The sequence below is a fragment of the Pseudomonas sp. KH_046_1 genome (assembly GCF_057839025.1).
In genome coordinates, this window is the sequence record NZ_CM174481.1 from 4,497,870 (window position 1) to 4,520,000 (window position 22,131).

Below are 22,131 nucleotides of genomic sequence, written 5' to 3' on the forward strand. Positions count from 1 at the left end.
CCCCTACCTACGCCGGAGTCAGCACATCATGAAAAACAACAAGAAAAACCTTTTGAGCCTGGCTGTATTGGCAGCCGGCATGTTCGGTGCCTCGGTGAGCATGGCCGCGGCAGATACGTTCAAGGTCGGCATGGAGATCACCTACCCGCCCTTCGAGTCCTATGACAAGGACAAAAACGTAGTGGGTTCGGACCCCGAGCTGGCAACGTCACTGGCCAAACACATGAACGCCAAGGTGGAGTTCGTCGACACCAAGTTCCCGAGCCTGATCCTCGGCTTGAACTCCGGCAAGTACGACGCGGTCATTTCCGGCATGTACATCACGCCGGAGCGCCAGACCCAGGCCCAGACCATCGCCTATGCCAACACCGGTGCCGCGGTCATGGTGCCCAAGGGCAGCGAGATCAACGCGAAAAAGCCTGAAGACCTGTGCGGCCTGAAACTGGGCCTGGAACAGGGCACTACCTGGGTCAAGGAATTCCGCAAGCTGTCCGATGAATACTGTGTGCCGAACAACAAAGGCGCGATCACCGTCAGCGAATACCCCTCGGCACCCGAAGTGACCCAGGCCCTGTTGTCCAAGAACATTCAGGCCCAGGTTGAAATCGCTGGCGCGGCAAAAATGATCGCGGAAAAGACCAATGGCCGGGTAGTGATCACCACCGAGCATCCGATTTATCAACAAACCCTGGGCATCTTCGTCAAGAAGGGTAACGACGAAACCTACCAGGCCGTGCAAAAGGCCTTCGAGGAGAGCAAAAAGAGCGGTGAATACGCCGCAATTCTCCAGAAATATGGCCTGGAAGAACCGACTGCCAACTAAGAACCTGTCCTTGTAGTCTGGTCATCTGCCTCCCCTGCACCGGGGCGGCAGATCGAGGTGCCCCATGCAATTCGATTGGTCGTATTTCCTATCCCTGTTCTCCCTCCCGGACTTCTGGAAGGCCTGCGTCACGGTAGTCCAGCTCAGTGCCCTGGCCTGGTTCATCGGCATGCTGCTGGGTTTTGTCCTGGCCACGGCCAAGTTGTCCCAGACGCCCTTGTTGCGCATTCCCGCAGCGGTCTACATCTGGTTCTTCCGCAGCATCCCGTTGCTGGTGCTGGTGGTCTTCGTCTACAACCTGCCGCAATTGTTTCCCGGCAGCGGACCGATTCTGTCCAACCCCTTCTACGCAGGGTTGCTGGCCCTGGTGGTCACGGAAGCTGCGTACATGGCGGAAATCCATCGTGGCGGCCTGATCTCCGTAGCCAAGGGCCAGAAGGAAGCCGGGCGCGCGCTGGGTGTCGGCCTGTTCGGCATGCAACGCCTGATCGTGATCCCCCAGGCTTTCCGTATTTCGCTGCCCACGCTGATCAATGAATACATCACGGTGGTCAAGCTGACCTCGCTGGTCTCGGTCATCTCCCTGACCGAAATCCTCACGGTCGGCCAACGCCTCTATGCCACCAACTTCCTGGTCATGGAAACCCTGGCGGCCGTAGGCGTCTATTACGTGTTGATCGTCACCGTGTTCGGTTATTTCCTGCAGCGCCTGGAGCGCTACCTGGACCTGAACTTCCGCAAGCCGCACACACTCGACGCGGCCACCATCGCCAGGTTCAAGGCCAGCGCCGAAGCGTTGCCCGACACTGCGCGCAAAGCCGCCGGCAACAACGCGACGCCGATCCTGCAACTGAAGAACATCCAGAAAAGCTATGGCACCCACCAGGTGCTGATGGGCATCGACCTGAATGTCGAATACGGCCAGGTGGTCTCGATCATCGGGCCATCCGGCTCCGGCAAGACGTCGCTGATTCGCACGGTCAACGGCCTGGAAACCATCGATACCGGCGACATTCTGTTGTTCGGCGAAAAATTCATCGAGGCTTCGGACAAACCCAACAGCTCCCGCCTGCGCAAAGGCGTGCGGCACATCGGCATGGTGTTCCAGAACTTCAACCTGTTCCCGCACCGCACCATTCTCGACAACGTCACGCTGGCACCGCGTTACCACGGCCAGCCGGGCGAGCTGAGTGAACATCGTGCGTATGCGCTACTGGACAAGGTCGGCCTGCTGGCCCATGCCCACAAGTACCCGCACCAGCTCTCCGGCGGGCAGCAACAGCGCGTGGCGATCGCTCGAGCCCTGGCGATGGAGCCGCAGATCATGCTGTTCGACGAGCCGACCTCGGCCCTCGACCCGGAACTGGTCAACGACGTGTTGAACGTGATCCGCGACCTGGCGAAGGAAGGCATGACCATGCTGATCGTGACCCACGAAATGGACTTTGCCATGTCGATATCCGACCGGGTCGTATTCATGGAGAACGGTAATATCCAACTGGATGCCGCACCGCAAACCATACGATGCGATGCCGAAGGAGAACGCGTGCGGCGCTTCATGGGCATCAGTACTCGATCGCCGAACCTGTCTGCAACGCTGGATCATGCATGAGCATGGGTACAGCCACCCTGCGGGGTGCTTTTTTTGTGCCAGCGATTTATGCCCCCCCACCAATCCCCTGTGGGAGCGAGCTTGCTCGCGATGACGGTGTCACATTCAGTATATGAGCTGACTGATGCACCGCGATCGCGAGCAAGCTCGCTCCCACAGGGGGGTGGTGTTTTGAAGGGCGAATTCCAGGCATAAAAAAAGCACCCCGCAGGGTTAATGCCGATCAGTTAAGCCGAGACATTGAACCCGTGGCGAGGGAGCTTGCCGATCCCTTGACTGATTGGCATTAGGTCTCGCCCGGGCGAGCTTTGCTGATCAGGGCTTACGCGCAATGATCACCTGACTTTTCGCCACCACCGCATCCAGCGCCTGCTTGATCTGTGCACCCCGTGGCGAAGCCAGGATCGCCTGCCAGGTATCCGCCCAATGGTTGAGCAACGGATGGTCCGGGTTGCTGAAGTCGACCTTGGCTTCCCAGAACAACAGCATCCACATCGACCAGTAGAATCCGTACTGGCTGTGGCTGATCACTTCCAGGCCGGCATCGCTGACCATGGCCTTGAACTGCTCCTCGCTGATGATGCGGATGTGGTTGGGCTTTTGGAAATACTCGGCCGCCGCGATATCTTTCTGCAGGTCTTCGGAGCTGGGATGCGGGACGCTCAGCAGATACAACGCGCCCGGTTTGCCGACGCGCACCAGTTCAGCGAGGAACTGGGCCGGATCGTCCACGTGTTCGATGACCTCGGTAGACACCACCCGCGTGACGGTCGCATCGGCTATCGGCAGCGGGTTGCAGTCGGTGACATGGCATTCGACATCGCGGGCCGGTGTATCGCCCAGGCGCTGGCGGGTCGCTTCGACCTTGGCCGCGTCGATATCGGCGATGATGATCTTCGCCCCGCGCATCCCGCAGAAATGCACGTTGCCGCCATCACCACAGCCGACATCCAGCAGTGTGTCCTCGGGGGTTACCGGGAAGCCAGTGAACAGTTCGCCGGTCTGCTGATTGAACCAGCCGCTGAGCATCGCGTCGTGCAGGCCGAGCATGTAGGGGTCGACTTTCTCCGCCACTGGCGCCGCGGGCGGTATCTCTGGCTGCACAGGCGCGGGCGTGCCCGCCGTGAGTTTCTTCAAAAGGCTCAGCATGAGGTGGCTCCAGAGGATGGGACGGCTGTTCGGGAGGTGCCCAAGCGTTTGACCAGCGAGGCGCCGCGGTTGCGCATGGGCATTTCAATGAAGCGATAATTGAGTTCGCTCAGCAGCACGATCAGGCCGCCAGCCATCAGCAACATCAGAATCGGATGGCCAGCCGGACTGGGCAGCCCGGCAGCCTGTAAACGGAAAATGAACTCACGAACCAGCAAGTAGGCCGGGATATGGATCAAGTAAATCCCGTAGGAACGGCTGCCGACCCACGTCATCAGATTTTTGAACACGCCGCGCGGCAACAGGTAATCGCGGTTGTAAGACGCGATCCAGACCAGCAGTGCGCACAGCACCGCAATCACGCCGATCCGGTAAGAAGTGAAGGTGAAACGATCCGTCGCCATGAAACTGAGCAGCAGCGACACCGCGATCAGTGCGGCAACACCCGCCCATGGACGACGCAAGAATTTTGGCTCCCAGCGCAGGTACGACGGTTGCGTACTCCACATCGCCAACAGCACGCCAAGGGCCAGTGCGTCGGTGCGCACCACCATCAGGATCGGCGTGCGCAAGGTCAACAACTGCACCGCCACCAGCGCCAGCAACGCCCACACCAGGTGTTTGCGAAACAGCACGATCATCAGCGGAAACAGCAGGTAGAACTGCTCTTCCAGCGACAGACTCCAGTACACGAAACTGGTGCCGTACTCGTAGCGATAAAAACTGTCGGCAAAGCGGAAGTTGGCGTATTGGGCGACGCCGGCCAGGGTCGCCTGAAGGTTCGCGTGCAGGGTGCCGAACGCTCCGGAGCGGTTGAGAAAAAGGCATGCCAGCAGCATCAGCGCCAGCCATAACCAGGCCGACGGCAGCAATCGAAAGGCCCGTCGCAACCAGAAATTGCGCGTCTGTTGCCAATACTCCTGACGCGTGGTGCAGCGGCGCAGGGCCGGGATCAGGCTGCGGGCAATGACGAAACCCGAGATCGCGAAAAACAGATCCACGCCCCACCACGGCTGGCTGTACAGCGTGATGCTCTGCAGTAATGGAACAGCCGCCGCGAACAGGCTGTCCTGCAGGTGATGAAACAGCACGCCAAGCACCGCAATGCCGCGCAGCAACTCGATGTCCATGATCCGTTTTTCGTTGCTCATGCGCCCTCCTGGACATGAGGTTTGCGGGCAATGATCACCTGGCTCTTGGGCATGAACCGGTCCAGCATCTGCTTGATCGCCAACCCGTCGGGCTGGGCCAGCAAGTCCTGCCAGGTTTTCGCCCAGCTCTCCATCAGCGGCGGATACGGCGCCTGAATCCGGTCGCGAACCGCGCCACCCAGATCGCGCCCGGCGGCACGTTCACTGGCCCAGAAAAAAATCATGCCCATGACCCAGAAAAACCCGGTGGCCTGGCGATGCTCGATGACCAGGCCCGCGTCTTCCACCAGCGCGGCGAATCGCTCGGGGCTGAAAATCTGCACGTGATTGGGCGATTGAAAATAGCTGGCCGGGGCGATGCCTTTCTGCAAATGCTCGCCCACCGGGGACGGCACGCTCAGCAGGTACAGCGCGCCGGGACGGCCCATGCGCACCAGTTCGGCCATGAAGGGTTCTGGCTGATCGATGTGTTCCAACACCTCCATGCACACGACTTTGCTCGCGCAACCATCGGCCAGAGGCAGCGGCAGGCTGTTGCTGACCAGACCGAGATTCGCTTTATCCGACTGCGCGTCCACTTGCCGCGCCAGGTCGCGGACCTTGTCGTGTTCACTGTCGGTGAAGATCACCGACGCGCCTTGACGCACCGCAAACAAGGTCGCGACCCCTTCGCCGCAGCCGACATCCAGCAAGGTGTCGTCGGCGGTAATGGCAAACCCTTTGAGCAATTCGCCGCTGTCGCCCGAAAACCAGCCGTCATGCATTGCATCGTGCAAGCCCACGTCTCTTGGCGACACACGGGATTGCTCGACCGGCGACGGCGACGGCGCGGGCCGGGGCTCGGGTTTCGTCTCTGCAAAGAAACGTCTGACCAATGCGCGAATCATGCCTCTGGGGTTTCCACGACACGGTTTTCGAACAGGCGCTCAAAAAATACGCCAAGCCGCTGCCCGGCAGTGGCCTGGCTGCAGAATTTCTTGAGGCTGGCCACTGCGTGCACGGACATCTGTGCATAACGCCCTGGATCACCCTTGGCCATGTCATAGCTTGATTGGTAAGCCCTGCACAACGACGCCCAATTGGTGACGTAGCGCAAGGTACGAAACGCCCTGCGCGGGTCATGTGGCCAGGCCGTCAGCTCATCGGTGGAGTCAATCAGGAATGCATTATCGGCATCCAGATAATCGATCATCGCCGTGGTCCGTGGCGCCACCGCCGGTTTGCCACAGGACATGAACTCCATCAGCGGCAGACATTGGCCTTCGCCATAGGACGTGTTGACCACGTAACTCGTGGCTTGCACCAGCTGCTCATAGTCCGCGTCAGCCAGATAGCCGTAAATCAGCACGACCCGGCAGCGGTAAGACTGGTTTTTGTACAAGTGGTGAAGGATATCGGTCAGCGCTTCTTCGGCATCGTGGTGTGTCAATTTGAGCACCAGCGTTGCGTCCTCCACCTCGCGAAACGTCACGCAAAAGGCACTGAGCATGTCTTCCCAGTTCTTGCGCCCATCACCGGGGTTGAACACCGAGGTGTAAATCACGCCGTCGAGGACCAACTCGTGTTCACTCGGCGGGGCCTCGAAATCAATACCCACACCTTCGCGAGTGGCCACGGGGCCAAAGGCTCGCAAGTCGAGTTCGCGGCTGTCTGCCAGCAACCCCTTGAGCGTCAATCGCACCTGACTGGCCAAGGGCTGACGTTGCAAGTGGGCGCCGCGCTCGGAAAACCGGTCCCATACCGGGGCCGGTACCGCGATGACAGGATAGTCGGCGCCCATCGCCTCACGCACCGCATTCACGGTGTAGCTGGAATGGGTAATCGCCGCCCCCGCTGCCCGCAACACCGTGCGCCAGTCATTGAGCGGGTCACCGGCAAAGGGTTCGTTGGGGATGGTGCTGAATTCCCACGCGAACACCGGCAGCGTCGGGCAGGTGAAATTGACCGGCGTGCGGTGAGGCGGTGAGAACGACAGGAACACGCACACTTCACCACGGGACAAACAGTCCATGTACAAGGCATCGACTTCGGTCTGCGGGTCGCTGACTTCTACCACTCGCCCCAACCGCTCCAGCACGGGTCGGTACTCCTTGAGCACGAAGTAATAGCTGTACTCCGAGCGGCCAAGGTTCTGGGCAATGGTGTGCTGGTTGGTTTCCGAATGAATGATGATCAGCATGAGGCGGTATCCGTCACGGTTGCTGTCGGCAAAGCCTGTGGTGCCAGCCCGAAAAAATCCGCCATGCGTTTCTGTACCGGGGCGAAAGCGCAGTAATCGTGCATGCGCTCGACGGCGGCGAGGGACATGCGCTGATACTCCAGCGGTTGTTCCTTGGCCAGGCGGTAGCTGTTTTCGTAAGCGGTTTTCAGCGAACCCCAATCCGGCCGGTAACGCAGGGTGCGGTAGATGATGCGAGTGTCCTGCGGCCAGATGGTCAGCTCTTCGCTGGACTTGACCACAAACGCCACACGCTCATCGATGTAGTCCTCCATGGCCGTGTGATCCGGGGCAATTACCGGTTTACCGCTGGCCATGAACTCCATCAGCGGCAGGCACAGCCCTTCGCAGCGCGAGGCATTGACGTAGTAACTGGCGGCTTCGTACAGCCTGGCGTATTGCGGGTCGTCCAGGTAGCCGTGCATGACTACCACCCGACAGGCGAACGGCGAAAGCTGCGCGAGCAACGTCATCAGCTCGTCGTGGTAGGACGACAGATCGCTTTGGGTAATCTTCAGCACCAGCGTTGCGTCAGACGTTTCGCGGAACGCCCAGCAAAATGCGGTGATCAATTGATGCCAGTTCTTGCGACCGTCACGCGGGTTGAACACAGTGACGTACACCACACCGTCAACCTGTGTTTCGACCTGGGCGGTGGTGTCCGGCCACTGTCGCGGTTCTGGCTCGGGTACTGCAATCGTCTGCGGGCCGGCGATGGCCGGCAACCAGTCAGCGAGACGTTCGTGGGCGGCTTGCGACAACAAGTCGCGAATCCCTTCCCAGTACCACTGGCTTAGAAAATGCGTGCGATGCACCGGGATCGGCAGCGATTTACCTTTGTCCAGGCGCCACATATGCAGGTAATGGCGGGCAATCACAAAGCGGCGCTTGAGCGTCAGCGGCGGTGGCTTCAATGCCTCCAGTTCAGCCTCGAGCGCCGCCAGTTCCTCGGCGGTCGGCACGACGGGAATCAGTGCATCGGCGTTCAGCCCGAGTGTGCGCGTATCGAAGATGCAACCCTTGATGTCCAGGGTCGAGCCGGTGCTGATCGGGACGCTGGTGTGGCGACTACGAATGTCGGCGAAGTTTTCCCACAACGGCGTCGGCAACACCAACACCGGAAAGTCTTCGCCCATGGCCCGACGAATCGCCCGGGCGGTATGGCTGGAGAGTGTGATCACCCGGCCCTGCCGCGCCAGCATTTGCGTCCAGTCCTGGCGCGGGTCGTTATCCCATTGTTCATCGGGAATCGAATCAAACTCCCAGGCCACCACGCAGATCGTCGGGCACTCAAGGTCGTTCGGGGTTTTCTGCGGCGGCGTAAACGACAGGAACAGACTGTCTTCGCCGGCGGCCAATAATTGTTTGTAGAGCGGATCGACCTCGGCGGTGGAGGACACCACATGCACTCGCCCAAGGCTTTCGAGTACAGGGCGATACGCCTTGAGCACGAAGTAGTAACTGTACTCGGGACGGCCGAGACTCTGGCTGATGGAGCTGTCGTTGACGTCGGAGTAAAGAATGAAATTCATGGCATCCCACGGTGACGCCGCCATCCCGGCAGCCTCACGCTATGACGGGGAGGATACGGTTCGAGTCAGTGTTTACTGGCGCTCGTCCATCGTCTTGCTGCCCGTCTTCGTTCTTGTTTTAGTGGTCAGTTTCTCGCAGTTTCGAAGCGACGCTGCCGAACCCCGGGTAATCGTGACGAGGGGCATTCTAACCACATCCGTTGAGGATTCGTGAACCGCCCGACGAGAATAAATCAGGCTACGCTGACGAGAACTGATCAGTCACGATTGGACCTGTTGAAATTGCTGAGCAAATGGCACAGATTGGCTACCAAACAACTACAACAAAACATTTCACCTGTCTTTGCGAGCGATCCTGTTGATTCGTGAGACCCTTCCATTAAGTCTGTAGGAATGGATGAAATGTATGACCGGGGGGTCGCTGTTGAAAAAACGTCTGTTTGTCACGGGCCTGACTGGATTCGTAGGACAACACATCCAAGCGCGTTTGCAGGCTGATGCCTCGGAATGGGAGCTTCTGCCTGCTCCTGGCCGCTACGATCTCGCCGCGCCGGACAGCCTCGAAGGCTTGTGGCCGGAAATGCCCGATGCGGTGATTCACCTGGCAGGCCAGACTTTCGTCCCGGAGGCCTTTCGTGATCCGGCGCGCACCCTGAACATCAATCTGCTGGGCACCCTGAACCTGCTGCAAGCCCTCAAGGCGCGCGGATTCACCGGCACGTTTCTGTACGTCAGCTCCGGTGATGTCTATGGCCAGGTCACTGAAGCCGATTTGCCCATCACTGAATTGCAGCCACCCTGTCCGCGCAACCCATACGCCGTGAGCAAACTGTCGGCCGAGTTCCTGAGCTTGCAATGGGGCCTGAGCGAAGACTGGCCCGTACTGGTCGCCCGCCCGTTCAACCACATCGGAACCGGGCAGAAAGACAGCTTCGTCATCGCCAGCGCCGCCCGTCAGATCTGCCGGATCAAGCAAGGCCTGCAAGGGCCACAGCTGGAGGTCGGGGACATCGACGTCACGCGCGATTTCCTCGATGTCGGGGACGTGGTCTCGGCCTACCTGGCCTTGCTGGAAAAAGGTACGCCGGGGCAGGTCTACAACATTTGCTCGGGGCGCGAGCAGAGCATTCGCAGTTTGATCGAACAGCTGGCAGATCTTGCCCAGGTCGACCTGCAACTGGTCCAGGACCCTGCGCGCCTTCGCCGCGCGGATCAGCGTCGGGTGTGTGGCAGCCCTGTGAGGCTGGCCCAAACCACCGAATGGAAGCCTGAAATCACAACACAACAATCCCTGCGGGCGATCCTGTCCGACTGGGAGAAGCGAGTACGACAAGAATGACTAAAAGTGCATTGATCACAGGTATCACCGGCCAGGATGGCGCTTATCTGGCGAAACTGTTGCTCGACAAGGGCTACAAAGTCCACGGCCTGGTAGCGCGTCGCAGCAGCGACTCGCGCTGGCGCCTGCGCGAGATGGGGGTCGAGGCGGATATCGTCTACCTGGACGGCGATATGGCCGATGCCTGTTCAGTGCAGCGCGCGGTGATCAAGTCGGCGCCGGACGAGGTCTACAACCTTGCCGCGCAAAGCTTTGTCGCGGCCTCCTGGGATCAACCGGTGACCACCGGCATCGTCGACGGTCTGGGTGTTACCCACCTGCTCGAAGCGATCCGTCAGTTCAGCCCGCACACGCGTTTCTACCAAGCCTCCACCAGCGAAATGTTCGGCCTGATCCAGGCCGAGCAGCAGGACGAGAACACGCCGTTCTATCCGCGCAGCCCTTATGGCGTGGCCAAGCTGTACGGCCACTGGATCACCGTGAACTACCGCGAAAGTTTCAACCTGCACGCCAGCAGCGGCATTCTGTTCAACCATGAATCACCGCTGCGCGGCATCGAGTTCGTGACGCGCAAAGTCACCGACGCCGCCGCCCGCATCAAGCAGGGCAAGCAGCAGGAACTGCGCCTGGGCAACATCGACGCCAAGCGCGACTGGGGCTTTGCCGGGGACTACGTCGAAGCCATGTGGCTGATGCTGCAACAGGACAAGCCCGACGATTTCGTGGTGGCCACCGGTGTGACCACCACCGTGCGCGAGATGTGCCGGATCGCCTTCGATCATGTGGGCCTGAACTACCGCGACTACGTGAAGATCGACCCGGCGTTCTTCCGCCCGGCCGAAGTCGAAGTGCTGCTCGGCAACCCCGCCAAGGCCCAGCGTGTGCTGGGCTGGAAACCTAAAACCGATCTGGATGCCTTGATCCGCATGATGATGGATGCGGACATGAAACGCGTCGCCAAGGAGTAGGCCATGCTGATTCCCGTGATTCTTTCCGGCGGTGCCGGGACCAGGTTGTGGCCGGTGTCGCGTGAAGGCCACCCCAAACCGTTCATGGCCTTGCCCGACGGCCAGTCGCTGCTGGGCAAGACCTATCGGCGGGCCGCGGAGCTGCTCGACGGCTGGGGCGATATCGTCACGGTGACCAACCGCGAGTACTACTTCCAGAGCAAGGATCACTTTCGGGACGCGCACCTGGGCCGGCATCGCGGGCATTTCCTGCTGGAGCCGACGGGGCGCAATACGGCGCCGGCCATTGCCGCCGCCGCCCTCTCCCTGCAGGCCCTGCATGGCGACGACGCGATCATGCTGGTCATGCCCGCCGACCACCTGATCGTCAATGTCGACGCGCTGAAGGACGCGGTCGAGCATGCCGTGACATTGGCCAGGCGCGGTCACCTGGTGACCTTCGGGGTCGTGCCGACCGCTCCGGAAACCGGTTTTGGCTACATTGAAGCCGGCACATCGCTGGACGATAAAGGCGCTGCCCGCGTACGGCGCTTCGTCGAAAAACCCGACCTGCAAACCGCGACGCATTACGTGGAAAGCGGCAACTTCCTGTGGAACTCCGGGATGTTCTGCTTCTCGGTCGCCAGCCTGCTGGCCGAACTGCAAACCCATGCTCCCGCCTTGCTGGAGCAGACGCAGACCTGCATGGCCGCCAGCGCTGCGGTGGAAAACGCGGGGAGCCTGCAACAGGAACTGTCGCCGGCCCTGTTTGGCGAAATCATGGACATTTCCATCGACTACGCGTTGATGGAGCGCTCCGACAAGGTGGTCGTCGTGCCGGCCCGTTTCGACTGGAGCGACATCGGCTCCTGGGGTGCGGTGGCTGCGCTGGTACCGGCGGATGCACAAAACAACCGCGCCGTCGGCGAGTCGATTTTCATCGACAGCCACAACAACTTCGTCCAGAGCGATAACCGTCTGGTCGCGACCGTGGGCGTGGATAACCTGATCATCGTCGACACCGCCGACGCGGTGCTGGTGGCCCACGCCGACCGCGCCCAGGATGTGCGCCGGGTGGCCAGGCAACTCAAGGACAAAGAGCACGAAGCCTATCGCCTGCACCGTACGGTCAGCCGGCCATGGGGCACCTACACCGTGCTGGAAGAAGGCCCCCGCTTCAAGATCAAACGCATCGTGGTCAAGCCCGGCGCCAAGTTGTCGCTGCAGATGCACCATCATCGCAATGAACACTGGGTGGTGGTCGAAGGCATGGCCAAGGTCACCAACAATGGCACCGGCACGCACCTGGTGGCCAAGAACGAATCGACCTTCATTGCTGCCGGTCACAAGCATCGCCTGGAGAATCCCGGCGTGATTGACCTGGTGATCATCGAAGTGCAAAGCGGCGAGTACCTGGGAGAGGACGACATCGTCCGCTTCGAAGATCAATACGGCAGGACGGATTGAATGCTGCTTTCCCTTTACCGCACGCTGAGCAGCTATCGAGGGTTCATCCTCGGTAGCGTCCAGCGAGAGTTTCAGGCGCGTTATCGCAATTCGTTATTCGGTGCCCTGTGGACCGTGCTCAATCCGCTGTCGATGATCATTGTCTACACCGTGATTTTTTCCCAGATCATGCGCGCGCGTTTGCCAGGGGTAGATGACGGCATGGCCTACAGCATCTACCTCTGCGCCGGGTTGCTGACCTGGGGCTTGTTCGCGGAAATCACCGTGCGCAGCCAGAACATGTTTCTGGATAACGCCAACCTGCTGAAAAAAATCAGCTTTCCACGGATCTGCCTGCCGGTGATCGTGCTGTTGAATGCCGGTATCAACTTCGCAATCATCATCGGCTTGTTTCTCGGCTTTCTGTTGATCACCGGTCGACTACCGGGCCTGGCGCTGTTGGCGCTCATTCCTCTGCTGGCGCTACAGGTGATGTTCTGTGCCGGGTTGGGGATTATTCTTGGCGTATTGAATGTGTTTTTTCGCGATGTCGGGCAATTTTTCGCCATCTGTCTGCAATTCTGGTTCTGGCTGACGCCAATCGTTTACCCGATGAGCATCCTGCCCGACTGGGTGCAGCGCTTGCTGCAATTCAACCCCCTGACCAACCTGATCACCAGCTACCAGAACATCTTCCTGTACGGCCAATGGCCCGTCTGGAGTTCGCTGCTGCCGATCATGGTCGCCAGCGTATTGCTCTTCGTCATCGGCCTGCGGCTGTTTCGACAGAGGGTCGGTGAAATGGTGGATGAACTCTGATGGGGCACATACGCGTCACCGGCCTGGGCAAGGCCTATAAACAATACCCTACCCGCTGGAGTCGACTGGTTGAATGGCTGGTCCCGTTCTCGCCGATCCGCCATCACCAGCACTGGGTGCTGCAGGACGTGACCTTCCAGATTGCCCCCGGAGAATCGGTGGGTATCGTCGGGGTCAACGGCGCTGGCAAAAGCACCTTGTTGAAGATGATCACCGGCACCACCCAACCCACCTGCGGCACCATTGAGCTCGAAGGCCGCGTCGCCGCCCTGCTGGAATTGGGCATGGGTTTTCATGCGGACTTTACCGGCCGCCAGAATGCGGTCATGGCCGGGCAACTGCTGGGCATGCAGGTCGAAGAAATACAAGCCTTGATGCCGGAAATCGAACGTTTCGCGGAAATAGGCGACGCCATCGACCACCCGGTGCGCACCTATTCCAGCGGTATGCAAATGCGTCTGGCGTTCAGCGTGGCCACCGCGCGGCGCCCGGACATTTTGATCGTCGACGAAGCACTGTCGGTGGGCGACGCCTACTTTCAGCACAAAAGTTTCGACCGCATCCGCAGCTTTCGCAAAGCCGGTACCACGCTGCTGATCGTCTCCCATGACCGAGGGGCGATTCAGTCGATCTGCGACTCGGCGATCCTCCTGGAAAACGGCCACATGGCCATGCACGACACACCCGAAACCGTCATGGATTACTACAACGCCCTGCTCGCCAAGCGTGAAGGACAGACCGTGCGCCAGGAAGCCCTCGCTGGCGGCCAGGTCAGTACCATTTCGGGAACGGGTGAAGCCAGGATCCTGAACGTACGCTTGCTCGACCAACATGAACGCTCCATCGACGCCGCCGAAGTCGGCCAGCCGGTCGTACTGGAGGTGAATGTCGAGGTTCGCCAGGATATCGAACGGCTGGTACTGGGCTTCATGATCAAGGATCGCCTGGGCCAGGCAATGTACGGCATCAACACCCATCGCCAGGATCAGGCGCTGACCGACTTGCAGGCTGGCGAGCGCGTGACCTATCGCTTTGCTTTCGTCATGGGACTGGGCAAGGGTAACTATTCCGTGGCGTTGAGCTTGTCACGCCTGGATTCGCACCTGGACCGCAACTTCGAGTGGCGCGATTACGGGTTGGTGTTCCATGTGATCAACAACCGCCAGGAAGATTTTGTCGGCTGCTCGTGGCTGGCCGCGAAGACCACTGTCACGCGCTCGAGCGCGCCGGTCACCTCGGAGAGCACGCCATGACGCGTCTTTTGGTGGAGTGCACGCACGTATTCCAACACCCCAAGGTCAATTCGGGCATTCAGCGGGTGGTGCGCAACGTCGTCAACCAGCTACCGGAATCGGTCGACGGTGTTGAATGCATCCCGGTTGTGATGCTTAAGGGCAAACTCTACCGAGTGCTGATGCTCGGCGCGCTGAACATCCCGTTTTTCGATGCCTTGATGATCTTTGGTGGACGACTTGGGCGCTTGGCTCACCGCTTCTGGCAACTGCATCAGCGCTTGCACAACCGAAGCAACTCGCGGGTGATCAAGCGTTTGCTGCACGTGGCCTACCGGGTGACAGCGGTCACCTGTTTCAGCCTTCCGCTGCGTGCGATCGAGGGCATCAACCAGTATCAACTGCCCAAACGTTGCACGCCGCTGCAGCACCAACCGGGGGATCAACTGGTGCTGCTGGATTCGTCCTGGCACACCGATTTCTTCCCGTTTGCCGAACAACTCAAACGTGAAGGCGTGGGCATCGTTTCGGTGATTTACGACCTGATTCCCGTGACGCATCCGCAGTTTTACGACACACGGCTGGTGCAGGTTTTCAACGAGTGGTTTGACTGGATCACCAAAACCGCCGATGGCTATGTGGCCATTTCCGCCACGGTGCGCGATCAGGTGCGTGATGAATTGCAGCGCCGCCTGGGTCCTGCCAAGGCCAGTGAATTGTGGTTCGACTATTTTCACCTCGGCTCCGAACTGGACCTGAGCGAAGTCACGGCCGCCGTCGAGCCGCGACTGACGCGCATTTTCAAAACGCCGGAACCGGTGTTTCTGATGGTCAGTACCATCGAGCCGCGCAAGAATCACGACTACCTGCTGGATGCCTTCGAACGGGCCTGGGCGGCGGGCTCCAATGCCCGGCTGTGCATTGCCGGGCGAGTCGGCTGGAAATGCGATGCACTGCTGGCCCGGGTCCGTAATCACCCGCAGTTGAACCAACGACTGTTCATGTTCAACGACCTGAGCGACACCAGCCTCGAACATGCCTACACCCACGCCAGCTCACTGGTGTTTCCATCCTTCGTGGAAGGCTTCGGCCTGCCGCTGGTAGAAGCCATGCAGCGTGGACTGCCGGCCATGGGCAGCGACATTGCGGTCTTTCGCGAAATCGGCGGCGAGTTCATGGCGTACTTCGATCTGGCCGAACCACAAAGCCTGGCTGAGCTGGTCATTCGTTTCGAGAGCAGCGGTCAATTCCCGGCCACGCGCGACGTCGCGGACTGGCGCTGGATCGGCTGGCGTGAAGCCAGTGCGCAATTGGCCGAACGCACCCTGCGCAATCTCTCGGACGTGCCGCTCGTACAAGAGAGGCAACATGCGCATTGCCCTTAACGCCCGCATCCTCCAGGCGCCGCGCACCGGCATTGGCCACTACGTTGCCGAACTGGCGAACGCCCTGGCGGGTGAACCGGATATTGAACTGGCGCTGTTTCATGGCTGGGGCTGGAGTGCTGTGCTGCCTGAAGCGGCCATGCCCGGTTACTCCCGACTGACGCCATTGCTGCGGCAGATTCCGGGGGCCTATCAGGCCCGACGGTGGCTGGAGCAGAAACGCTTCGATCAAGGCCGCGCGCAAGCCATCGACCTCTACCACGAACCGAGTCTGTGGCCGCTGTCGTTCGACGGCCCGACCGTCATCACCTTGCATGACCTGACTCACCTGCACTATCCCGAAACGCAGCCACCGGCGCGCTTGCGAGAAATCGAACGGCGCGTGGCCGACGGCGTGCGACAGGCAAGCCTGATTCTTACCGACTCGCAATACATTGCTGAAGAAGCCCAGGCGCATTTCGGGTTACCAGCCGAGCGATTTGTCGTCGCACCGCTGGGTGTAGCCGCGCGTTTTCACCCGCGGTCCCCCGAGGCTATCGACGCCGTACTCAAGACCCATGGCGTCGAAGCGCGGGAATACTTCCTCTGTGTCGGCACCCTGGAACCGCGCAAGAATCTGTCCCTGGCCCTGCGCGCCCACGCCCGATTGCCGGAATCAGTCCGTCAGCGTTTTCCATTGCTGATCGTCGGCATGGCCGGCTGGCAGCGCGAGCAGTTCAGCGAAGAATTGCACCAGGCCCTGGCCAGCGGTCATGTCTGTTTGCTCGGCTATCTGCCTGACGAGCACGTTGCACAGCTGCTGGCCGGCGCCCGGGCATTGATTTTTCCGTCGCTTTACGAAGGTTTTGGCCTGCCGGTGCTGGAGGCCATGGCCTGTGGCACACCGGTCATTCTGACCAGACGTTCGGCCATGCCCGAAGTGGCAGGCTCTGCGGGTAACTATGTTGAACCGGATGAAACCGACGGCTTGCGCGATGCAATGAGTCGTCTGATCGAGGATCTAGCGCATTGGCAGGCATGCCGAGAGGCCGGATTGCTACAGGCAAGGCTTTTTACCTGGGAACGCTGCGCGCAAGTCACGGCCAGCGCTTACCGCCAGGCAATGGGAGGTTGAATGCGAGTTCTTCATTTTTTCAAGACGTATCTGCCTGACTCGGTCGGCGGGATCGAACAAGTGATTTTCCAGTTGTGCGAAAGCGGTGCCCTGCACGGCGTTGAAGGCAAGGTGCTGACACTCAGTGCCGATCCGACACCGCCGGTGATGCAGATCGCTCAACATGAAGTCCATCGAGCCAGGCTCGACATTCAGTTCGCCTCCACAGGGTTTTCCTGGAGCGTCTTCAAACAGTTTCGCGAGCTGGCAGCCGAGGCCGACGTGGTCAATTACCACTTTCCATGGCCGTTCATGGACCTGGTGCATTTCGCCAACGGCCTGAAAAAACCCAGCGTGGTGACGTACCATTCGGACATTATCCGCCAGAAACAGCTGCTCAAACTTTACCGGCCGCTGATGAATCGCTTTCTGCACAGTGCCGACCGGATCGTCGCTGCATCGCCCAATTACCTGCACACCAGTGACGTGCTGCAACAGTTTCAGGACAAGACCCGAGTGATTCCCTATGGACTGAACAAGGCAGGTTACCCACAGCCTGACAGTGATCGAACGGCCCACTGGCGACAAAAACTCGGCGACAAGTTTTTTCTGTTTGTCGGTGTGATGCGCTACTACAAGGGTTTACACATCCTGCTCGATGCCCTGAAGGACCTGGATTACCCGACGGTGATTGTCGGTGCCGGCCCACTGGAAGTAGAGCTGCATGCCCAGGCGGCTGCCTTGGGTTTACGCAATGTTCACTTCCTCGGGCGTCTGGGGGACGAGGACAAAGTGGCGCTGCTGCAACTGAGCTACGCCATCGTGTTCCCATCGCACCTGCGCTCCGAAGCATTCGGCATTTCGCTGCTTGAAGGCGCGATGTATGGAAAACCGATGATCTCCAGTGAAATTGGCACTGGCACCAGTTACATCAACATCCATAACGAGACTGGGCTGGTGGTGCCGCCGAGCAATCCATCGGCATTTCGTGAGGCGATGCGTACGCTTTGGGAAAACCCGGTGCTGGCGGCGCAAATGGGCGAGAAGGCGCAGGCCCGTTATCAAAATCTGTTTACCGCGGACGAAATGGGCCGCAAATGGGCGGCGTTGTATGAGGAACTGCTGGAAGAAAAAGCCCTCGCCTACGCATGAGGCTTTACAGAAGATGAGCCAAGCCGAAACAGAGTTCCTCGAGAGCTTCCAGCACGTGCTCAACATCCGTGAGCCTGCGCTGTGAAGCCATGGGGGTTCAGGCGTGAGGATCGCCCGGCGCCTTGCTCGGCGCTGCGTACTGCGGCTTGAGGTGGCCGTCCTGATCGAGTAGCCAGGCGTCCATGATCTGCCGCACGACCGGTCCGGCAACGCGTCCACCCGCCTCGCCGTTTTCGATCATCACCGAAATCACGATCTTCGGGTGTTCGGCCGGGGCGAAACCGACGAACAAGGCATTGTCGCGGTTACGCTCGCGGGTTTTCTCCCGGTTGTAACGTTCGCCCTGCCTGATCGCCACCACTTGCGCGGTACCACTCTTGCCAGCGATACGGTACTGCGCGCCCGCCGCTGCGGCCCGGGCAATCCCGCGGGCATCGTGCATCACCATCTGCATGCCGTGGTTGACCTGCTCCCAGTCACGAGGGTCCTTGAGCAGAATGTTCGGCATCGGATGCTCATCCACCGGCGCGACACCGTCCACGGTTTTGGCCAGGTGCGGGCGATTCCACACGCCTTTGTTGGCAATCAGCGCCGTCGCCTGGGCCAACTGCAGTGGTGTGACCTGCATGTAGCCCTGGCCGATACCGAGAATCACCGTCTCGCCCGGAAACCAGGCCTGACGGCGGGTGGTGCGTTTCCAGGCTTGGGATGGCATCAGGCCGGGGGATTCTTCATTCATGTCCAGGGACACTTTCTCACCCAGCCCGAACATCGCCATATAGTCGTGCAGGCGATCGATACCGAGCTTGTGTGCGAGGTCATAGAAGTAGGTGTCGTTGGAACGCATGATCGCCGCATCCATATCCACCCACCCATCGCCACTGTGGTTCCAGTTGCGGTACTTGTGATCGAAATCCGGCAGTTGGTAATAACCGGGGTCGAACACACGGGTCTGTGGCGTAACGATACCGGCATCGAGGCCGGCGATTGCCACTTCCGGCTTGATGGTCGAACCCGGCGCGTAGAGACCGCGCAGTACACGGTTGAACAGCGGGCGGTCGATGGAGTCCCGTAGTGTGGAGTACTCCTTGGAGCTGATACCGGTGACGAACAAATTCGGATCGAAACTCGGGTTGCTGACCATGGCCAACACTTCACCGGTCGACGGATCCAGCGCGACCACCGAACCACGGCGATCACCCAGGGCTTGCTCGGCGGCCTCCTGAAGCTTGACGTCGAGGCTCAGGACAATGTTTTCGCCGGGCACCGGGTCAGTGTGTTTGAGCACTCGCAACACACGGCCCTGGGCATTGGTTTCGACTTCCTCATAACCGACATGGCCGTGCAGCTGCGACTCGTAGAATTTTTCGATCCCGGTCTTGCCGATGGATTGGGTGCCTCGGTACTCGACGGTATCCAGAGCCTTTGATTCTTTCTCGTTGATACGCCCGACGTAACCGACCGAATGAGCGAAGTGCTCGCCCAACGGATAGTGTCGAACGAACTGCGGTTCGACATCGAGGCCCGGCAGGCGGAACTCGTTGACGGCGAGTACGGCAATCTGTTCTTCGCTCAGCTCATAGAACAGCGTCACGGGTACGAACGGATGACGTGCCTGCTTCATTGCCTTGTCGAACAGCGAACGGCCTTCAGCGGGCAAGTGCAGGAGATTGACTACCTCGTCCAGCTCTTCGTTTACATCGGTAGCACGTTCGCGGGTGATGGTCAGGTTGTAGCTGGGACGGTTGTCAGCGAGGAGTATGCCGTTGCGGTCATAGATCAACCCGCGGGTCGGTGTAATCGGCAGGACATGTACGCGATTGTTTTCGGAGATGGTCGAGTGATAGTCGAACTCGACTACCTGCAGGAAATACATGCGCACCAACAGCGCACAGGTGACAGCGGCAACGAACAAGCCGCAAGCCATCAGCCTTTTATTGACCAGGCGTGTCTCTTTCTCGTGGTCCTTGATGGGTATCGGCTCAGGCACTTGTGCAGCAACTCTTTGAAAAGAATGCCGATCCGTGGGCGCAAACTCAGTCCATTAAAAATGAGCTGCACCTTAGCAAAAGCGCGGAGTCAGGTTTATGTGATTTTTTTTACAATTGACCATGTAGGAGCGAGCTCGCTCCTACATGGCGGACAAAAACAAAACCCCTACCTGCATACGCAGATAGGGGTTTCGGAATTTAATCTTGACGATGACCTACTCTCACATGGGGAAACCCCACACTACCATCGGCGATGCATCGTTTCACTGCTGAGTTCGGGATGGGATCAGGTGGTTCCAACGCTCTATGGTCGTCAAGAAATTCGGGTACTGAGTCGTGACCGGCTGGTCGCGCTTCAGCAAATTGGGTATGTGACAGCTTTCGGTGTTTTGTGAGCTTCGAACTTTCGGTTCGTTTCGTCTTCACACACCGCAATCTGGCCTTTCGACGCAAATTGCTTGGGTGTTATATGGTCAAGCCTCACGGGCAATTAGTATTGGTTAGCTCAACGCCTCACAGCGCTTACACACCCAACCTATCAACGTCGTAGTCTTCGACGGCCCTTCAGGGGACTCAAGGTCCCAGTGAGATCTCATCTTGAGGCAAGTTTCCCGCTTAGATGCTTTCAGCGGTTATCTTTTCCGAACATAGCTACCCGGCAATGCCACTGGCGTGACAACCGGAACACCAGAGGTTCGTCCACTCCGGTCCTCTCGTACTAGGAGCAGCCCCTCTCAAATCTCAAACGTCCACGGCAGATAGGGACCGAACTGTCTCACGACGTTCTAAACCCAGCTCGCGTACCACTTTAAATGGCGAACAGCCATACCCTTGGGACCGGCTTCAGCCCCAGGATGTGATGAGCCGACATCGAGGTGCCAAACACCGCCGTCGATATGAACTCTTGGGCGGTATCAGCCTGTTATCCCCGGAGTACCTTTTATCCGTTGAGCGATGGCCCTTCCATACAGAACCACCGGATCACTAAGACCTACTTTCGTACCTGCTCGACGTGTCTGTCTCGCAGTCAAGCGCGCTTTTGCCTTTATACTCTACGACCGATTTCCGACCGGTCTGAGCGCACCTTCGTACTCCTCCGTTACTCTTTAGGAGGAGACCGCCCCAGTCAAACTACCCACCATACACTGTCCTCGATCCGGATAACGGACCTGAGTTAGAACCTCAAAGTTGCCAGGGTGGTATTTCAAGGTTGGCTCCACGCGAACTGGCGTCCACGCTTCAAAGCCTCCCACCTATCCTACACAAGCAAATTCAAAGTCCAGTGCAAAGCTATAGTAAAGGTTCACGGGGTCTTTCCGTCTAGCCGCGGATACACTGCATCTTCACAGCGATTTCAATTTCACTGAGTCTCGGGTGGAGACAGCGCCGCCATCGTTACGCCATTCGTGCAGGTCGGAACTTACCCGACAAGGAATTTCGCTACCTTAGGACCGTTATAGTTACGGCCGCCGTTTACCGGGGCTTCGATCAAGAGCTTCGCGTTAGCTAACCCCATCAATTAACCTTCCGGCACCGGGCAGGCGTCACACCCTATACGTCCACTTTCGTGTTTGCAGAGTGCTGTGTTTTTAATAAACAGTCGCAGCGGCCTGGTATCTTCGACCGGCGTGGGCTTACGGAGCAAGTCCTTCACCCTCACCGGCGCACCTTCTCCCGAAGTTACGGTGCCATTTTGCCTAGTTCCTTCACCCGAGTTCTCTCAAGCGCCTTGGTATTCTCTACCCAACCACCTGTGTCGGTTTGGGGTACGGTTCCTGGTTACCTGAAGCTTAGAAGCTTTTCTTGGAAGCATGGCATCAACCACTTCGTGTTCCAAAGGAACACTCGTCATCAGCTCTCGGCCTTGGAATCCCGGATTTACCTAAGATTCCAGCCTACCACCTTAAACTTGGACAACCAACGCCAAGCTGGCCTAGCCTTCTCCGTCCCTCCATCGCAATAACCAGAAGTACAGGAATATTAACCTGTTTTCCATCGACTACGCTTTTCAGCCTCGCCTTAGGGACCGACTAACCCTGCGTCGATTAACGTTGCGCAGGAAACCTTGGTCTTTCGGCGTGGGTGTTTTTCACACCCATTGTCGTTACTCATGTCAGCATTCGCACTTCTGATACCTCCAGCAAGCTTCTCAACTCACCTTCACAGGCTTACAGAACGCTCCTCTACCGCATCACCCGAAGGTGATACCCGTAGCTTCGGTGTATGGTTTGAGCCCCGTTAC

At 59.1% G+C, this 22,131-nt stretch carries 16 protein-coding genes and 2 rRNA genes (1 of these 18 cut by a window edge); 10 read left to right on the forward strand and 8 right to left on the reverse strand.

What is annotated here, in order from left to right; genetic code table 11:
- Positions 1-28 precede the first annotated feature (28 nt).
- Together AC3IT9_RS20560 and AC3IT9_RS20565 are read left to right on the forward strand one after the other, a co-directional pair.
- Complete coding sequence (locus tag AC3IT9_RS20560) at positions 29-823, forward strand: ABC transporter substrate-binding protein (RefSeq protein WP_150725699.1); 795 nt, start codon at positions 29-31, stop codon at positions 821-823.
- 64 nt (positions 824-887) lie between these two features.
- On the forward strand, positions 888-2,435 hold the full coding sequence (locus AC3IT9_RS20565) for an amino acid ABC transporter permease/ATP-binding protein (protein ID WP_150725698.1): 1,548 nt from the start codon (positions 888-890) through the stop codon (positions 2,433-2,435).
- A gap of 315 nt (positions 2,436-2,750) precedes the next feature.
- On the opposite strand, the gene AC3IT9_RS20570 is transcribed toward AC3IT9_RS20565, so the two are convergent.
- Genes AC3IT9_RS20570 through AC3IT9_RS20590 form a run of 5 tightly spaced genes read right to left on the reverse strand, consistent with a single transcriptional unit; the run spans position 2,751 to position 8,485 of the window.
- Positions 2,751-3,584: a class I SAM-dependent methyltransferase gene (locus tag AC3IT9_RS20570; RefSeq protein WP_489270898.1), complete on the reverse strand. Its 834-nt coding sequence runs from the start codon at positions 3,582-3,584 to the stop codon at positions 2,751-2,753.
- The gene (locus AC3IT9_RS20575; protein WP_489270899.1) at positions 3,578-4,735 is read right to left on the reverse strand and encodes an acyltransferase family protein; all 1,158 of its coding nucleotides are present in this window, start codon (positions 4,733-4,735) and stop codon (positions 3,578-3,580) included. The genes AC3IT9_RS20570 and AC3IT9_RS20575 overlap by 7 nt, the downstream gene beginning before the upstream one ends.
- Positions 4,732-5,622, reverse strand: coding sequence for a class I SAM-dependent methyltransferase (locus tag AC3IT9_RS20580; RefSeq protein WP_150759311.1), 891 nt, complete (start codon positions 5,620-5,622; stop codon positions 4,732-4,734). Before AC3IT9_RS20580 ends, AC3IT9_RS20575 begins: the two co-directional genes overlap by 4 nt.
- Positions 5,619-6,914, reverse strand: a complete 1,296-nt coding sequence (locus AC3IT9_RS20585; protein WP_489270900.1) for a glycosyltransferase — start codon at positions 6,912-6,914, stop codon at positions 5,619-5,621. Before AC3IT9_RS20585 ends, AC3IT9_RS20580 begins: the two co-directional genes overlap by 4 nt.
- Complete coding sequence (locus AC3IT9_RS20590; RefSeq protein ID WP_489270901.1) at positions 6,908-8,485, reverse strand: glycosyltransferase; 1,578 nt, start codon at positions 8,483-8,485, stop codon at positions 6,908-6,910. Before AC3IT9_RS20590 ends, AC3IT9_RS20585 begins: the two co-directional genes overlap by 7 nt.
- A gap of 424 nt (positions 8,486-8,909) precedes the next feature.
- Here AC3IT9_RS20590 and AC3IT9_RS20595 point away from each other — a divergent pair, with 424 nt between their 5' ends.
- The 8 genes from AC3IT9_RS20595 to AC3IT9_RS20630 are packed head-to-tail and all read left to right on the forward strand — an operon-like array spanning position 8,910 to position 17,898.
- Complete coding sequence (locus tag AC3IT9_RS20595; protein ID WP_489273533.1) at positions 8,910-9,824, forward strand: GDP-mannose 4,6-dehydratase; 915 nt, start codon at positions 8,910-8,912, stop codon at positions 9,822-9,824.
- On the forward strand, positions 9,821-10,792 hold the full coding sequence (gene gmd / locus AC3IT9_RS20600; RefSeq protein WP_015094126.1) for a GDP-mannose 4,6-dehydratase: 972 nt from the start codon (positions 9,821-9,823) through the stop codon (positions 10,790-10,792). The genes AC3IT9_RS20595 and gmd overlap by 4 nt, the downstream gene beginning before the upstream one ends.
- Before the next feature lie 3 nt (positions 10,793-10,795).
- A complete protein-coding gene (locus AC3IT9_RS20605) occupies positions 10,796-12,238 on the forward strand; it encodes a mannose-1-phosphate guanylyltransferase/mannose-6-phosphate isomerase (RefSeq protein WP_150753234.1) in 1,443 nt (480 codons plus the stop codon).
- Positions 12,239-13,036, forward strand: coding sequence for an ABC transporter permease (locus tag AC3IT9_RS20610; protein ID WP_150725691.1), 798 nt, complete (start codon positions 12,239-12,241; stop codon positions 13,034-13,036). It begins immediately after the preceding gene.
- Positions 13,036-14,289, forward strand: a complete 1,254-nt coding sequence (locus AC3IT9_RS20615) for an ABC transporter ATP-binding protein (RefSeq protein WP_489270902.1) — start codon at positions 13,036-13,038, stop codon at positions 14,287-14,289. The genes AC3IT9_RS20610 and AC3IT9_RS20615 overlap by 1 nt, the downstream gene beginning before the upstream one ends.
- Positions 14,286-15,653, forward strand: a complete 1,368-nt coding sequence (locus tag AC3IT9_RS20620; protein ID WP_489270903.1) for a glycosyltransferase family 4 protein — start codon at positions 14,286-14,288, stop codon at positions 15,651-15,653. The genes AC3IT9_RS20615 and AC3IT9_RS20620 overlap by 4 nt, the downstream gene beginning before the upstream one ends.
- Positions 15,637-16,767 carry a glycosyltransferase family 4 protein gene (locus tag AC3IT9_RS20625; RefSeq protein WP_489270904.1) on the forward strand — a complete coding sequence of 377 codons (1,131 nt, stop codon included), beginning with the start codon at positions 15,637-15,639 and terminating at the stop codon, positions 16,765-16,767. Before AC3IT9_RS20620 ends, AC3IT9_RS20625 begins: the two co-directional genes overlap by 17 nt.
- Positions 16,768-17,898: a glycosyltransferase family 4 protein gene (locus AC3IT9_RS20630; protein ID WP_150753238.1), complete on the forward strand. Its 1,131-nt coding sequence runs from the start codon at positions 16,768-16,770 to the stop codon at positions 17,896-17,898. It begins immediately after the preceding gene.
- A 97-nt stretch (positions 17,899-17,995) separates the two neighbouring features.
- Here the strand turns inward: AC3IT9_RS20630 and mrdA are convergent, their stop codons facing one another.
- The 3 genes from mrdA to AC3IT9_RS20645 all read right to left on the reverse strand — a co-directional run.
- Positions 17,996-19,888 carry a penicillin-binding protein 2 gene (gene mrdA, locus AC3IT9_RS20635; RefSeq protein WP_489270905.1) on the reverse strand — a complete coding sequence of 631 codons (1,893 nt, stop codon included), beginning with the start codon at positions 19,886-19,888 and terminating at the stop codon, positions 17,996-17,998.
- Positions 19,889-20,091: 203 nt separating this feature from the next.
- A 5S ribosomal RNA gene (gene rrf / locus AC3IT9_RS20640) occupies positions 20,092-20,207 on the reverse strand.
- Positions 20,208-20,358: 151 nt separating this feature from the next.
- Positions 20,359-22,131, reverse strand: a 23S ribosomal RNA gene (locus AC3IT9_RS20645); it runs 1,121 nt beyond the window's last position.

Coding starts and splice junctions, on each gene's coding strand:
- AC3IT9_RS20560 (WP_150725699.1), top strand. CDS start 29: ATGAAAAACAACAAGAAAAACCTTTTGAGCCTGGCTGTATTGGCAGCC.
- AC3IT9_RS20565 (WP_150725698.1), top strand. CDS start 888: ATGCAATTCGATTGGTCGTATTTCCTATCCCTGTTCTCCCTCCCGGAC.
- AC3IT9_RS20570 (WP_489270898.1), bottom strand. CDS start 3,584: ATGCTGAGCCTTTTGAAGAAACTCACGGCGGGCACGCCCGCGCCTGTG.
- AC3IT9_RS20575 (WP_489270899.1), bottom strand. CDS start 4,735: ATGAGCAACGAAAAACGGATCATGGACATCGAGTTGCTGCGCGGCATT.
- AC3IT9_RS20580 (WP_150759311.1), bottom strand. CDS start 5,622: ATGATTCGCGCATTGGTCAGACGTTTCTTTGCAGAGACGAAACCCGAG.
- AC3IT9_RS20585 (WP_489270900.1), bottom strand. CDS start 6,914: ATGCTGATCATCATTCATTCGGAAACCAACCAGCACACCATTGCCCAG.
- AC3IT9_RS20590 (WP_489270901.1), bottom strand. CDS start 8,485: ATGAATTTCATTCTTTACTCCGACGTCAACGACAGCTCCATCAGCCAG.
- gmd (WP_015094126.1), top strand. CDS start 9,821: ATGACTAAAAGTGCATTGATCACAGGTATCACCGGCCAGGATGGCGCT.
- AC3IT9_RS20605 (WP_150753234.1), top strand. CDS start 10,796: ATGCTGATTCCCGTGATTCTTTCCGGCGGTGCCGGGACCAGGTTGTGG.
- AC3IT9_RS20610 (WP_150725691.1), top strand. CDS start 12,239: ATGCTGCTTTCCCTTTACCGCACGCTGAGCAGCTATCGAGGGTTCATC.
- AC3IT9_RS20615 (WP_489270902.1), top strand. CDS start 13,036: ATGGGGCACATACGCGTCACCGGCCTGGGCAAGGCCTATAAACAATAC.
- AC3IT9_RS20620 (WP_489270903.1), top strand. CDS start 14,286: ATGACGCGTCTTTTGGTGGAGTGCACGCACGTATTCCAACACCCCAAG.
- AC3IT9_RS20625 (WP_489270904.1), top strand. CDS start 15,637: ATGCGCATTGCCCTTAACGCCCGCATCCTCCAGGCGCCGCGCACCGGC.
- AC3IT9_RS20630 (WP_150753238.1), top strand. CDS start 16,768: ATGCGAGTTCTTCATTTTTTCAAGACGTATCTGCCTGACTCGGTCGGC.